The organism is Micromonospora sp. WMMD710 (assembly GCF_029626045.1).
Taxonomy (GTDB): Bacteria; Actinomycetota; Actinomycetes; order Mycobacteriales; family Micromonosporaceae; genus Micromonospora.
In genome coordinates, this window is record NZ_JARUBD010000001.1 from 5,096,685 (window position 1) to 5,110,141 (window position 13,457).

The window sequence follows — 13,457 nt, forward strand, 5'->3', positions numbered from 1 at the left end:
CGCCCAGCGGGCGTGATCACCGTGACGGGCATGATCGCGCTCGATCGTGGAAGTAGTGGCCTCGGCCGGCCGGCGAGGCCACTACTTCCAGGAAGCTGCACGATCATGCGCACCTAGACTTCCCAGGGTGAGCGACGAGGTCGAATCAGGCACCGATACGCCGCCGGGTGCGGCCCGGCGTATGTCGGCGTGGATGATCCTGGGGGTGGTGGCCGCCGCCCTGGTCGTCTGCTGCTGCTCCGCGGCCGTCGGTCTCTTGATCTCCTGGTCAGCGGGCCTGTTCCACGCTCCGACCTGACCGGCGACGTGGTGCGGATCAGGTCAGGCCGCGCGTAACTCGTCCAGTGCCGTGCTGACGCGAAGGAAGAGCAGGCCGACGCCGACGGTCACCAGCACCGCGGCCAGCGCGCCGGCACCGAGCCACGCCAGGTGCTCCAGGGGTACGTCCGGAACCCGCTCGACCGGCGGCGTCTCCACGACCCGCGTGTACTGGGCGCGGGTGGCCGGGTCGGCACAGAGCGCAGCGGTGGCGTTGCAGACCTCCGTCGACGACCCGCCGGTCGTGGCTTTCGGGAAGAGCCCTCGGCCGAGCAGCGTGCCCACGGTGAGCGCGAGCAGGATTGCCGGCACCGCCGGGACCAACGCCTGCCAGGCCACGGAACGGCTCAGCGTGGCGCGGGGCACCCCCGTCGCGACCAGCGCGGCGTACGCGCGTCGACGGGCGACGATCCCCTCGACCAGCGCGACCATCAGCCCGCCCGCCGCGATCAGCACCGCCACCGCGACCGCGGCGTCGACCAGATCCATGGTCGACAGGTAGAACGAGTCGGCGGCCTGGTCCACCCCGCCGAGTCGGCTCTGCTCCCGGTCAAGCTGGTCCTGTGCCGCGAAGAAGGCGCGCAGCGCGGCGGCGCCCCCGCCGAAGATCAGGGCGGCGAGCAGCGCGGCGAACGTACGGCTGCCCGCCCACGGGTCGGCCATCAGCCGGCCCGCCGCGAGCAGGGCGGCCGGGCGGCGGCCATGCCGACGCAACAACCGCCCGCAGGTGTACGAGATCCAGCCGGTACCGATGACCACACCGATCATCGCCGTGAGCCCACCCGCCACGAACAGCAGCGGCACCAGCCAGGCCAACACCTCGTCGTTGCCCTCGAACTGGAACAGCACCGGGCGGACCGCGATGAACGCGGCCAGGCCCACCGCGATCAGCAACCCGGCCCACGGCCGCGGACCACGCTCGCGGGGGGCCTTACGGCTCACCCCGAGCGGGCTCGTGGTGACCGTACGCAGCATCAGGGCGGTGGCCAGCGCCGCGACCACCGGCAGACCGAGCACCACCGCGGCCATCGCGCCGGCCGACGGCAGCACGTCGGTGGGCAGCGCGAGCTGGCCCTGCCCGTCCGGGCGGTGCAGCAACTCGCGGCCACCCAGGTAGACACCCAGCCCGGCGAGCGTGCCGAGCAGGGCGGCCACGCCGGTCTCCAGCACCGCCAGCCGGGTGACCTGACCGGGGGTGGCACCGGCCAGCCGGAGCCCTGCCAGCCGACGGTCCCGGGCCGGCGCGCCGAGCCGGGCGCACTGACCGGCCAACGCCAGCACCGGGATGGTCAGCATCAGCAACGCGAACGTCGTCCCGCCGCGCAACCCGGGCTCGCGCAGCAGCGCGTTGCCGTACTGCTCCGACTCCGCCCACGCGTCGCCCGGCGGTTTGTCGATCGCCAGCACGGCGAGCGCCGCCAGCCCGGCCAGGGTCGCCAGCAGGGCGCTGAGCGCGGTGAGCACCACCCGGGCGGTGTCGGTGCGGGTGCCGGCGAGCGCGAGCCGGACCAGCGTCCCCGGCCTCACCGGGCGCCGCCCGCCAGCGGCACGTCGAGCCCCAGGCCGGTGTGGTCCACCAGGCCGTCGCGCAGCACGATCTCCCGATCGGCGTACGCGGCGATCCGCGGCTCATGAGTGACCAGCACGACGGCGGTGTGCTGCTCGCGGGCGAGCCGGACCAGCTGGGTGAGGACCTGCTCACCGGTGAGCGTGTCCAGCGCACCGGTCGGCTCGTCGGCGAAGAGCACCCGCGGCTCGGTCACCAACGCCCGCGCCGTCGCGCAGCGCTGCTGCTGACCGCCGGACATCTCACCCGGCCGGACGTCGGCCAGGTCGGCCACCCCGAACCGCTCCAGCCAGGTGAGCGCCGCCGTCCGCGCCTCTCGCCGCCCCGTGCCGGCGAGAAGCAGGGGCAGGGCGACGTTCTCCGCCGCGGTCAGCTCGGCGACCAACTGGCCGAACTGGAACAGCACCCCGAACTCGGTGCGCCGCAACCGGGACCGGGCCGCCTCCGACCAGGTGTCGATCCGATGGCCACGCCAGGTGACCTCGCCGACGTCCGGGCGGAGGATCCCCGCCAGGCAGTGCAGCAGGGTCGACTTGCCGCAGCCGCTCGGACCGGTGACGGCGACGATCTCACCCTCGGCCACGTCGAGCGTCACGCCACGCAGGGCGGGCGTCGGGCCGTACGCCCGAACCACGCCGCGAGCCTGGAGTTGCGTCACGGATGCACCTCCCGGTGCCAGTCGGCGACCCGGTCCAGGGTGGCGCGCAGCCACCGCAGGTCGGCGTCGAGGTGGGCGATCGCGAAGTCGGCCGCGACCACATCGCTGAGGGTGGCGGCCGGGTCGGCCTTGACCGCGGTCAACTCGCGCAGCCGCGCGGTGTGCGCGCCGCGCTGGGCGATCAGATAGGACCGGGCCCGGTCCACGTCGGCGACCAGCAGCGCCACGACGACCTTGGTGAAGAGCGTGCTGGCCACGTACGGCATCGGAGGCTCCACCGTGGACAGCCACCGGTCGAGCGTGGCCCGACCCTCACCGGTCAGCGCGTACGTCGTCCGGTCCGGTCCGGCCGCCCGGTCCTGACCGGCGGCCGCCACCAGACCGTCGCGTTGCAGGCGCCCGAGCGTCGCGTAGACCTGCCCGAACGCCAGCGGCCGCGCCCGGGGCAGCCGCTCGTCATGCGCACGCTTGAGGTCATAACCATGCCGGCTCCCACCAGCGAGCAACCCCAGCAGAACGTGCGACGTAGACACAAGTCAAACTATTCACCAAGCGAATACCCAAGTCAACAACCCACCCCCACCCCGCCCCCACCCCACCCCGCCCCACCCCCCACCCCCGCCTCGGTGATCAAGAGGTTTGCGTCAAATTTCGCCCCGCTGATGACGCAAACCTCTTGATCACCGGGGTGGGGGTGGGGGTGAGGCCGGGTGGGTGGGGCGGGGGTTAGGGGGTTTGGGGCCAGGTGGGGGTTCGGCCGGTTTGGGACAGAAGGTGGGCCAGGTTGGGAGTTCCGGTGGCGGTGGGGGTTGAGGTGGGGTCGGCGAAGACGCCCATCTTGCGGGCGGTGGGGCCGAGCTGTTCGACCAGCCCGTGCAGCTCGGCCACCGCCTCCGGGGCCGGCTGGTACGGCTGACCGGTGGCGACGGCGAGGTCCCAGCCGTGCACGGTCAAGTCCAGCAGCGCCATTCCACCGACGACGGGTTGCGGCATGCCCATGCCGGGCGAGACACCCTCCATCGTGGATGGGTCCGACCAGGCGGCGACCAGGCGGTCGGTCTCCACGGCGAACCGGTCCCGCCAGCCGTCGCCCAGGTGATCGGGCTTCTCGGCCCACTCCACCGGACGCTTCACAGCCAGTTCCTGGAAGTTCACCACCACCTCGAACAGGTGGTTGAGCAGGTCGCGGACGACGTAGTCGCGGCACGGCGTGGGCAGGTCGAGCTGGTCGTCGGCGACGCCGCGCACCACATCGACGGTTCGCGGCGCGGCAGCCGCCAGCAGATCGCTAGTCTGAGTGGCCATAGGGCCAGCGTATGAGGGTGGTCTTGAACAAATGCGACAGCGACCGCGTGACGACAGCCGGGGAATTCTGGACCCGGTACGGATGCTGCGCGAGGTTCACTTCCGCCGGTATCTGCCCGCGGAGTCGCTGCGCCCGTGGGTCGAGCACTACTGGCTGATCGACTGGGCGTTGCGGGCACCGTTCGAGCAGCGGGTCGTACCGCACCCCGCCGTGAACGTGGTCTTCCAGAGCAACGTCGGCGGGTCGGAGGCCGGTGAGGTGGCCGGGGTGGGCCGCGACCTGTTCCGGATCACGCTGACCGACACCGGCCGGGTCTGCGGTGTCCAGTTCCGCCCCGGCGGCTTCCACCCGTTCTGGCGGCGATCGGTCGCCGAGTTGACCGGACGCCGGGTCCCACTGCCCGCCGGCCCGCTGGCACGCCCCGTCGGCCCGGTGTGCGCGGGCACCGACGACGATCGCTGCCACGCGCTGGACGCCCTGCTCGCCGCATGGGCACCGACCCCGGACCCGGCGACCGCGGACGTTGTCCGACTGGCGGAGGCGATCCGGACGGACCGGACGGTGCTGCGGGTCGACGACTTCGCCGCGCGACACGACGTGCCGGTCCGCCGGCTGCAACGGCTGTTCACCGAGCACGTGGGCGTCGGGCCGAAGTGGGTGATCCGCCGCTACCGGCTCCAGGAGGCCGTCGAGCAGGCCGCCGGCGGCCCGCTGAACTGGGCGGATCTCGCCGCCGATCTCGGCTACAGCGACCAGGCCCATCTGGTCCGCGACTTCACCGCCGTCGCCGGTGTGTCGCCCGCCGCGTACGCCCGCTCCGTGCACTGACGTCAGCCCATTGGAGGTGGCGGACCGTCAGTCCAGCGGAGGTGGCGGACCGTCAGTCCAGCGGAGGTGGCGGACCGTCAGCTCAGCGGCGGCGCAGCACGACGACGGCCACGTCGTCCTGGATCTCCGGTGGGGCCAGTTCCACCAGCAGCCGCTCGCAGAACCGGTCGAGATCCTCGTCGACGGTGCCGGTCAGCGCGGCGAGTGCGGCCAGGCCCTCGTCGATGGTGGCGTCCCGCCGCTCGATCAGCCCGTCGGTGTAGAACACCAGCGTCGCTCCGGCTGGCAGCACGAACTCCAGGTCGGCGGGACGGGGTGCGCGGACGCCGAGCAGCGGCGCCGAGTGCTGCACGAACTCGACCTTGCCGTCCAGGCTGAGCACCGGCGGAAGATGGCCGGCGCTGGCCAGCCGGACGCGCCCGCTCGGCGGGTGCAGCAGCAGCACGCAGAGGGTGGCCAGTTCGTTCGGCAGGAGGGTACGCATCAGCTCGTTGACCCGGTGCAGGATCTCGCCGGGCTGGTGCCCCTCGACCGCGTACGCCCGCACCGCGTGCCGCAGCTCGGCCATCACCGTCGCCGCGTGCAGTGAGTGGCCGGCCACGTCGCCGATCGCCAGGAGCAGGTGCCCGTCGAGCATCACCAGCTCGTAGAAGTCGCCGCCCACCTCGGTCTGTGCGCTGGCCGGCTCGTAGCGCACCGCGAGGTCGAGCCCGGCCACCGTGGGCAGCCCGCGCGGGAGCAGGCTGCGCTGGAGGGTGACGGCGATCCGGTGTTCCTCGTCGAAGGAGCGTTGCGCCTCCACCGCCGCCGCGACCGCCTGGGCGAGCTGCACCAGCACCGGGGTCCGGGCGGTCTGGGTGGCGGTGGGGACCACCACGTACAGCGGGGCCCGGTCCTCCCGCAGTCGGGCGGCGGCCACCGTCACCGTGTCGTCCGCCGGCCAGTCGACCAGCGTCCAACCCGACGGGGTCTCCACCCGGACCGTGGCGCCGGTCGGCACCCCGGTGTCGTCGACGACCCACGGCACCACGGCGGCCTCCGCGCCCGGGCCGGCGCAGATCCCCGCGAGACAGTCACCGTCGAACGTCTCGGCGATCACCGCCGCCGGGCTCTTGAAGATCTGTGCCGCACCCTCGGCGGCCGTCTCCAGCAGGCGTGCGAACGTCGGCGCGGAGTGCACCGCCACGGTCGTGTCGGCCAGTCCGAGCAGCCGCTCGGCGAGCAGTTCGGCGCGCTGCCGGGCCTGGTAGTAGCGCAGCACCGCCCGGCTGGTGGCGATCAGCTCTTCCGGCTCGATGGGCTCGGTCAGGTAGGCGTCCGCGCCCCGGGTGAGGCCCTGGGCGCGGTCGGCCACGTCGACGGCGTGCGCCGACACGTGGATCACCGGCATCGCCGGATGCCGCTCCTTGATCCGTTCGCAGACCTCGTACCCGCTGAGGTCGGGCAGCCGGACGTCGAGCACCACCAGGTCGATCCGGTCCACCTCGACCCGGGCCAGCGCGTCGGCGCCGTTCTCCGCTTCGAGCACGGTGAACCCGGCCCGGGACAGCCAGCTGACCAGCAGGTAACGCTTGGTGCGACTGTCATCGACCACCAGGACGGTCGTTGGCATGCCGTCCACCGTCACGCTCCTCCGGTGGGCAGGGAGACGGTGAACGTACTGCCCCGGCCCGGTTCGCTGGCCAGGTGCAGTGTCCCACCGAGCAGCGTCACCAGTCGCCGGGCGTACGGCAGACCGAGACCGGTGCCGCCGACGCGGGTGGCGCCGGGCACCTGGTAGAACTCCTCGAAGATCCGTTCCTGTAGGTCCGGCGCGATGCCCGGACCGGTGTCGCTGACCTCGAAGTTCCAGCGGTCGTCGCGCTGCCGGGCCCGCAGCCGCACCTCGCCGCGCTCGGTGAACTTCAGCCCGTTGTGCAGCAGGTTGCGCAGCACCTGACCGAGCAGCACCTCGTCGGTGCGCAGCACGGCCGGCGCGGCCAGCTCCTCCACCACGAGTTCCACACCGGGGCGGGTGGCCAGCGCGCGCAACGTGCCGCGCAGTTGGCCGAAGACCGGACGCAGGTCGACGTCCGCCCAGTCCGGCTCGATCCGGCCGGACTCGGCCTTGGCCAGGTCCAGTAGTTCGTTGACCAGCCCGAGCAGGTCCTCCGCCGACGAGCGGATCAGGCCGACCTGGCGGGCCTGTTCGGCGGTGAGCGGGTCGGACGACGAGTCGGAGAGCAGCCGACCCAACCCGATGATCGCGGTGACCGGGGCGCGCAGCTCGTGGCTCACGTTGGCGAGGAACCGGCTCTTCGATTCGCTCGCCGCGCGCAGCTGGGCCGACTTCTCGTCCAGCTCCGCGTAGAGGGCGACGACGCCCCGGTTGGTTTCCTCCAACTCCTCGGTCAGCTGGTTGTAGAGCGCCAGCACACCGCGGTTGGTCTCGGCCAGCTCGTCGTTGAGCACGGCCAGCTCGTCGCGCTGGCTGCGCACCTCGTCGAGCGCCGCGATGAGCTGCCCGTTCTGGACGGTCAACTCCTCCAGCGCGGTGGCCGGCGCGGTACGGCCGAGTTCGGTGCGGAACTCGGCGAGCCGCTCCGGGGTCGGCGTCGGCGCGTTGGCCGGGACTCGTCGGGACATCCTCACGACCGTAACCCCCTCGACGGTCGACACGCTCAGTGTGTCGACCAGTCGGGACACCGCGCCGGACTGCGGCTCGTACCGGCCGTCGGGCAGCGGGGTCACCGGGGCCAGGTCGGCGCGGAGGCGGAACCGGCCGTCGGCGCCCGGATCGATGTGGAACGAGACGTCCGCACCACCGGCCGTCCGCAGCAGATCGCGGGCGACCTCACTGAGCGCGGTGGCGATCCGGACCTGGTCCTGGTGTTCGAGGCCGACCACCGCGGCCACCTCGCGGCCACGCTGGCGGATCACGAAGATGTCCTGCTCGACCCGCAGCGCCATCTGCAGCAGCGGCAGCGCGGCCGGCTCCGCGGTCATGCCCAGGACCTCGCGACCAGTACGCAGGCGTCGTCGCGTCGCACCCCGGCGTCCCGCAAGAGGGTTGCCGCCATGACCAGTGGTGACCGCTCGGCGAGGCCCGGGTAGTCGGTCAACCGCCAGCGGTCGACCACCCCGTCGCTGTGCATCACCAGCCGGGCGCCCGGCCCGAACGGGTAGTCGTACTCCCGGATCGTCGGCCGTTGGTGCCCGGCGATGCCGGGCAGCGACACGAGCCCCCGGCGCTGGCCGTCGCCGTCGGCGACCACGCCGGCGATGTTGCCCAGACCGGCGTAGTGCAGCACGCCGGCCTCCGGGTCCAGTTCGGCGACCGCGAGCGCGGCGCCGCGGGTGTGCGACATGCCCCGGTGCAGGTGACCGACCACCGCCGCCGGCGGGCCGGCCGGGGCGTTACGGAACGCGGCCAGCGCCGCGTCGGTGGCACCGGCGGCCAGTGGGCCGTGCCCCAGGCCGTCGCTGACCAGCACCTGGTGCCGCCCGTCGGCGACCCGGACGGCGTACCCGTCGCCGCTGACCGTTTCGCCGGTGATCGGCCGGGTGAGGGCGCCGGCCCAGGAGGGTCGGGCTGGTGTGGCCGGCCAGACCTGCACGGCGAGGACGGTGCCCCGGCCGGGCAGCGAGTATCCGTCGAACCAGCTGGCCTGGCGGACGATCGCGCCGAGGCCGATGCCGAGGGTGCCGGTCGTGGAGTGCCCGTCCTGGGACGAGACGGTCAGGTCGGCCATGCCGGGGCCGGAGTCGATGGCCACCAGCTCCACGCCCGCCTCACCAGCGCGGCGTACCGGCCGGAGCAGCAGGACACCCTCGTCGGCGTGCTTGACCAGGTTGCTGGTCAGCTCGGCGGCGACGATGGCGAGGTCGGCGATGCGTGCCTCACCCATCTCGACCTGCGCGCCGAGGCGTTCGGCGGCGCGCCGGACGGCGCTGGCGGCGCTGCCGGCCTCCACCCTGAACCAGATGCCGCTGTCGGTGACCGCGTCCCCGTTCACCGGGACCACTTGGTCACCGTGATACGGGTGCCGGCCTCCGCGGACGTCTCGATCTCGAATTCGTCGACCAGCCGGCGGGCGCCGCTGAGGCCGAGGCCCAGCCCACCGCCGGTGGTGTAGCCGTCGGTGAAGGCCAGGTCGAGGTCGGCGATGCCCGGGCCGGAGTCGGCGAAGACGATCCGTACGCCCATGCGTCGGCCGTTGTCCACGGTTGTCACCTCGACCGAGCCGCCACCGCCGTACACCAGGGTGTTGCGGGCGAGTTCGCTCGCCGCGGTGACCACCTTGGTCTGGTCGACGAGGGACAGCTTGACCGCCACCGCCACGGCACGGACCAGCTGCCGGACGCGCACCACGTCCTCGTCGCTCTGGATCGCCTGTGCCTGCGGGTGGCCCAGGTCGACGCCCGCGGTCACGGGATGGCCGTCTCGGCGTCCGGATCGTCGTCGAGCTGGTATTCGAGCTCGTCGGCGCGGGCCGCCGCGATCAGCTCCATGCCGCGTTCGACGTTCAGCGCGGTACGGATGCCGTTCAGGGACAGCCCCAGTTCGACAAGGGTGATGGCGACGGCGGGACGCATCCCGACGACCACCGTCTCCGCGTCGAGCACCTTGGAGATCGACGCGATGGTGGACAGCATCCGACCGACGAAGGAGTCGACGATGTCCAGGGCGGTGATGTCGATGATGACGCCGTGGCAGCCGGTGGCGACGATCCGCTCGGCGAGGTCGTCCTGGAGCTGGACCGCGGTCTGGTCGGACATGTCGAGCTGGATGGAGACCAGCAGGATGTCGCCGATCTTGAGGATCGGAACGCGTTCCATCAGATGTCCCGGCGTGGCTGGCGGCGGGCGGTCTCCACCCCGGTGAGCCGCAGCACGTGACGCAGCGCGTCGGCGAGGCTCGCCTTGGTGGCGATGTCGCCGAACTCGATGCCGAGCGCGACGATGGTCTGGGCGATCTGCGGCCGGATGCCGGAGATGATGCAGTCGGCGCCCATCAGCCGGGCGGCCACCACGGTCTTCAGGATGTGCTGGGCGACCTGGGTGTCCACCGCCGGCACGCCGGTGATGTCGATGATCGCGTACGGCGACCCGGTGTCGACCAGGGTCTGCAGCAGACGCTCCATGACCACCTGGGCGCGCGCCGAGTCCAGTGTGCCGACCAGCGGGACGGCGACCACGCCCTCCCAGAGCTTGACCACCGGCGTGGACAGCTCGAGCAGTTGCTCGGCCTGGTCGGCGATGAGGCTCTCGCGGGTGCGGACGAAGCTCTCGAAGGTGAACAGGCCCAGCTCGTCGACGAGCTTGGAAAAGGCGATGTAGTCGTGCAGGGCGTTGGCCCCGCCGCCGTCCTGGAGCAGCTCGGCCAGCACGTCCTTGAGCGCGAAGACGCTGATCGTGGTCTCGGTGGCGGAGAAGCCCTGCCGGGCCCGACCACGGGACAGCTCGGAGAGCGCGGCGCGCAGTTCGGCGGAGTTCTCGGCGGACAGGTCGATGGCGCCCTGCTCGCCGCTGGCGACGACGGCACGGTGCAGATCCTGGACCTGCCGGCGCAACTCGGCCTGACTCAGGCGTCCACGCAACGAACCGGTGACGATCTCGGTCCACCGAGCCGTGACCTGTTCGGCGTGTCCGCCGAGCAGTGCGGCGAGCCGACCACTTTCCTCGGCGTTCAACGCCATTACGAAACCCCCCTCGACCTGGACCGGGCGGACTCTATCACCGGGGACTGTCGAACTACTTGCCCCGTAGCAACGGAATGACGATGGCCACCGGATGCCGGCTCCCCTTCTGCGTACGACGCCGGTCGTGGGATACCGTTCCCCCGATAACAGGAGGTCTGCCACATGTCCTTGACGGTGCACACGGAACAACGCGGCGACGTGGTCGTCGTGTCGGTCGCGGGCGAGCTGGACATGGCAACCGCACCGCAGTTGCAGGACCAGATCACCGACCTGCTCGACAAGGGCCGTAACCGGCTGGTGTTCGACCTGGCGAACGTCTCGTTCTGCGACTCGACCGGTTTGTCGGTGTTCGTTCGCGCCAAGAACAGCTGTGACGAGGCCGGCGGTGTGGTGCGGTTGGCCGCTCCGCAGCGGGGCGTGCTGCGCATCCTCGAGGTGAGCGGGCTCGTCGAGGTGCTGCACACCTATCCGACGGTGGACGAGGCCGTCGCCGGCGAACCGACACCGGCGTCCTCCTGACCACCGTTTCGACCTACTCGTCCTCGACGTAGCGGGGACGGGCGATGGCCATGCCCGCCGCCGTCTGGACGGCGAGCGCGGCCAGCAGGAACCCGATCGGCGCGGTCCAGCCGCCGGTGATCTCGTAGAGGATGCCGACCGACAGCGGGCCGAGGGCGGCGATCACGTACCCGGTGCTCTGCGCGAACGCGGAGAGCGCGACGGTCCCCTCGGCGGTGCGGGCACGCAGGCCGATGGCGGTCAGGATCATCGGGAACGCGCCCTGGCCGATCGCCAGCAGGGTCACCCAGAGCAGCGCGGGGCCGTTCGGGGCGATGGCCAACCCCAGGTAGGCCAGGGTCGACGCGGTGGTCAGCCCGAGCACCAGCGGTCGCAGGCTGGTCAACCGGCCGGCCACGGTGGGCATCAGCAGCGCGATCGGCACACCGAGCGCGGTCACCCCGGCGAGCAGCAGCCCGGCCGACTCCGGCTGGTAGCCGGCGTCGCGGAACAGCTGGGCCAACCAACCCATGATCGCGTACCCGCTGAGCGACTGCGCCCCGAAGTAGATGGCCATCGCCCACCCCAGGCGGGTCCGCGCCGGCCGCACCCGCGTCGGCACGGCGGCTCCCGTCGGGGTCGCCCGCCGCCCGCCCGCCCGGGTCCGCAGCGCCAGCGGCACCCACGGGAGTACGGCCACCGCGGCCATCGCGGCCCAGACGCCCAGCCCGGCCCGCCAGGATCCGAAGGCGTGTGCGATCGGCACCGCGGAGGCCGCGGCCACCGTCGTCCCCAGGGTCAACGCCATCGTGTACGCCCCGGTGACCAGGCCGGTGCGCTGCGGGAAGTGCTGCTTGACGAGCATCGGCAGCAGGATGTTGGAGACCGCGATGCCGGCCAGCGCCAGCGCGCTGGTCAGCACGAAGATCCAGGCCGAGTCGGTGGCGGCCCGGAGCACCTGACCGGCGACCAGGGCGAGCATGGCGACCACCAACACCCGGGCGGGTGCCACCCGGCGGACCAGCCACGGGGTGAGCGCGCCGAGGCCGGCGAACGCGATGGTCGGCAGGGTGGTGACCAGACCGGCCATGGCGCCGGAGAGGCCCAGCCCGTCGCGGACCTCGTCGAGCAGGGCGCCGAGGCTCGTCACCACGGCGCGCAGGTTGAGCGCGACCAGCAGCATCCCGGCCAGCACGAGTGCGCCACCGGTCGCCGGGTGCGTCCGACGGCCCGCGGGGTCGCGCGCCGGGCGGGTGTCGACGGCGGCGGGTGCGGGCAGGGCCGGAGCGGCGGTGGGTGGCGGGGTCATGGCCTCTAACCTACAATCATGGGATGAATTTGGGACCGGTGATGTAACCAGTGCCACCGTCGGTTGATTTCCCCTCCGCGCCGCCGGTGCCGCCCCGCGGCCAGCCCGCCGTGCCGCCGCGCGGTCACCGTGTCCGCCAGACGATCGAGCAGCTCCGGGCCCGGATCCTGGGCGGTGAGTGGCCGGTCGGCGCTCGGATCCCCACCGAGCCACAGCTCGTCGCCGCGCTCGGCGTGGGGCGCAACACGGTCCGGGAGGCGGTCCGCGCCCTGGTGCACGCCGGGGTGCTGGAGTGCCGGCAGGGCTCCGGCACGTACGTGGTGTCCACCGACGAACTGGCGCCGGTGGTGGCCCGCCGGCTCGGCGACGACCGGATGACCGAGGTCATCGAGGTACGACGCGCCTTCGAGGTGGAGGCCGCCCGGCTCGCCGCGCTGAGGCGTACCCCGGCCGACCTGGCGGCGCTCGACGGCGCGCTCGCCGACCGCGAGGCCGCCTGGCGCGGCGGCCGGGTTGACGCGTTCGTCGAGGCCGACGCGGCCCTGCACACGGCGGTGGTCGCCGCCGCGCACAACGCCATGCTCGCCGAGCTGTACGCCTCGGTCGGCACCGCCCTGCGCAGCACCGTCGCCCACGCGATGGGCGACGCGCTCACTCCGGAGCGCTACGTCGACCACACCCGACTGGTCGAGGCGATCCGGGCCGGCGAGCCCGACCGGGCGGCGATCGAAGCCGGCGCGTTTCTGGAGCCCGCCCCTGAGGCATAGGTTGTGCCGGACGGAAAACCGGACACCTCGGGAGTACGGATGCTCAAGGGCTTCAAAGACTTCATCATGCGCGGCAACGTCGTCGACCTGGCGGTCGGTGTCGTCATCGGCGCCGCGTTCACGGGCGTGGTCACCCAGCTCACCAAGTCGTTCCTCGAACCACTGATCAAGGCGATCGGCGGGGGCACCAGCCTCTCGGCCGGGACGTGGACTCTCAACGACCAGGTCTTCGACTGGGCGGCGTTCATCAACGCCCTGATCACCTTCCTGCTCACCGCGGCGGTGCTCTACTTCTTCGTGGTGTTCCCGATGAACAAGCTGGCCGAGCGGCGGCAGCGGGGCGAGGAGCCGCCACCGGCCGCGCCGAGCGAGGAGGTCAAGCTGCTCACCGAGATTCGGGACGCGCTGGTCTCCGCCGGCCACACCACCCCCGGCCAGCAGCGCGGGGCACTGGACGACGTGCTGGGCCGCCGCACCGAACCCCCGGCGCCGCGCTGACCCGGACAGATGCACATCGGCCCCTGC

The 13,457-nt window shown here is 72.4% G+C and carries 16 protein-coding genes; 5 read left to right on the forward strand and 11 right to left on the reverse strand.

Going from position 1 to position 13,457, the window contains the following annotated elements; all coding sequences use genetic code 11:
* Positions 1 to 127 precede the first annotated feature (127 nt).
* Entirely contained in the window at positions 128 to 298 is a 171-nt protein-coding gene (locus O7620_RS23500; RefSeq protein ID WP_278125184.1) for a hypothetical protein, read from the forward strand.
* Positions 299 to 321: 23 nt separating this feature from the next.
* Here O7620_RS23500 and O7620_RS23505 read toward each other — a convergent pair whose 3' ends face one another.
* From O7620_RS23505 to O7620_RS23520, 4 genes are all read right to left on the reverse strand, one after another.
* Positions 322 to 1,845, reverse strand: a complete 1,524-nt coding sequence (locus O7620_RS23505) for an FtsX-like permease family protein (RefSeq protein WP_278125187.1) — start codon at positions 1,843 to 1,845, stop codon at positions 322 to 324.
* Positions 1,842 to 2,543, reverse strand: coding sequence for an ABC transporter ATP-binding protein (locus tag O7620_RS23510; RefSeq protein WP_151489274.1), 702 nt, complete (start codon positions 2,541 to 2,543; stop codon positions 1,842 to 1,844). The genes O7620_RS23505 and O7620_RS23510 overlap by 4 nt, the downstream gene beginning before the upstream one ends.
* Positions 2,540 to 3,076: a PadR family transcriptional regulator gene (locus tag O7620_RS23515; protein ID WP_151489273.1), complete on the reverse strand. Its 537-nt coding sequence runs from the start codon at positions 3,074 to 3,076 to the stop codon at positions 2,540 to 2,542. Before O7620_RS23515 ends, O7620_RS23510 begins: the two co-directional genes overlap by 4 nt.
* Positions 3,077 to 3,269: 193 nt before the next feature.
* A complete protein-coding gene (locus O7620_RS23520) occupies positions 3,270 to 3,848 on the reverse strand; it encodes a TIGR03086 family metal-binding protein (RefSeq protein ID WP_278125190.1) in 579 nt (192 codons plus the stop codon).
* Between the two features lie 31 nt (positions 3,849 to 3,879).
* Here O7620_RS23520 and O7620_RS23525 point away from each other — a divergent pair, with 31 nt between their 5' ends.
* On the forward strand, positions 3,880 to 4,677 hold the full coding sequence (locus O7620_RS23525) for an AraC family transcriptional regulator (protein WP_278125191.1): 798 nt from the start codon (positions 3,880 to 3,882) through the stop codon (positions 4,675 to 4,677).
* 82 nt (positions 4,678 to 4,759) lie between these two features.
* Here the strand turns inward: O7620_RS23525 and O7620_RS23530 are convergent, their stop codons facing one another.
* The 6 genes from O7620_RS23530 to O7620_RS23555 are packed head-to-tail and all read right to left on the reverse strand — an operon-like array spanning position 4,760 to position 10,355.
* Positions 4,760 to 6,289 carry a SpoIIE family protein phosphatase gene (locus O7620_RS23530; RefSeq protein ID WP_278125193.1) on the reverse strand — a complete coding sequence of 510 codons (1,530 nt, stop codon included), beginning with the start codon at positions 6,287 to 6,289 and terminating at the stop codon, positions 4,760 to 4,762.
* Between the two features lie 11 nt (positions 6,290 to 6,300).
* Complete coding sequence (locus tag O7620_RS23535; RefSeq protein ID WP_278125194.1) at positions 6,301 to 7,662, reverse strand: sensor histidine kinase; 1,362 nt, start codon at positions 7,660 to 7,662, stop codon at positions 6,301 to 6,303.
* Positions 7,659 to 8,681: a SpoIIE family protein phosphatase gene (locus tag O7620_RS23540; RefSeq protein ID WP_278125196.1), complete on the reverse strand. Its 1,023-nt coding sequence runs from the start codon at positions 8,679 to 8,681 to the stop codon at positions 7,659 to 7,661. The genes O7620_RS23535 and O7620_RS23540 overlap by 4 nt, the downstream gene beginning before the upstream one ends.
* On the reverse strand, positions 8,669 to 9,088 hold the full coding sequence (locus O7620_RS23545; RefSeq protein ID WP_151492614.1) for an ATP-binding protein: 420 nt from the start codon (positions 9,086 to 9,088) through the stop codon (positions 8,669 to 8,671). The genes O7620_RS23540 and O7620_RS23545 overlap by 13 nt, the downstream gene beginning before the upstream one ends.
* Positions 9,085 to 9,495 carry an STAS domain-containing protein gene (locus O7620_RS23550; RefSeq protein ID WP_151492616.1) on the reverse strand — a complete coding sequence of 137 codons (411 nt, stop codon included), beginning with the start codon at positions 9,493 to 9,495 and terminating at the stop codon, positions 9,085 to 9,087. The genes O7620_RS23545 and O7620_RS23550 overlap by 4 nt, the downstream gene beginning before the upstream one ends.
* Positions 9,495 to 10,355, reverse strand: coding sequence for an STAS domain-containing protein (locus O7620_RS23555; RefSeq protein ID WP_278125198.1), 861 nt, complete (start codon positions 10,353 to 10,355; stop codon positions 9,495 to 9,497). The genes O7620_RS23550 and O7620_RS23555 overlap by 1 nt, the downstream gene beginning before the upstream one ends.
* Before the next feature lie 165 nt (positions 10,356 to 10,520).
* Here O7620_RS23555 and O7620_RS23560 point away from each other — a divergent pair, with 165 nt between their 5' ends.
* On the forward strand, positions 10,521 to 10,877 hold the full coding sequence (locus O7620_RS23560) for an STAS domain-containing protein (protein WP_151492618.1): 357 nt from the start codon (positions 10,521 to 10,523) through the stop codon (positions 10,875 to 10,877).
* A gap of 13 nt (positions 10,878 to 10,890) precedes the next feature.
* Here O7620_RS23560 and O7620_RS23565 read toward each other — a convergent pair whose 3' ends face one another.
* Positions 10,891 to 12,165 (reverse strand): MFS transporter, encoded by a 1,275-nt coding sequence (locus O7620_RS23565; protein ID WP_278125200.1) that lies wholly within the window; start codon positions 12,163 to 12,165, stop codon positions 10,891 to 10,893.
* Between the two features lie 86 nt (positions 12,166 to 12,251).
* On the opposite strand from O7620_RS23565, the gene O7620_RS23570 reads away from it, so the two are divergent.
* Positions 12,252 to 12,932: a FadR/GntR family transcriptional regulator gene (locus O7620_RS23570; RefSeq protein ID WP_278127123.1), complete on the forward strand. Its 681-nt coding sequence runs from the start codon at positions 12,252 to 12,254 to the stop codon at positions 12,930 to 12,932.
* 39 nt (positions 12,933 to 12,971) lie between these two features.
* Positions 12,972 to 13,430, forward strand: coding sequence for a large conductance mechanosensitive channel protein MscL (gene mscL, locus O7620_RS23575; protein WP_278125202.1), 459 nt, complete (start codon positions 12,972 to 12,974; stop codon positions 13,428 to 13,430).
* Positions 13,431 to 13,457 lie beyond the last annotated feature (27 nt).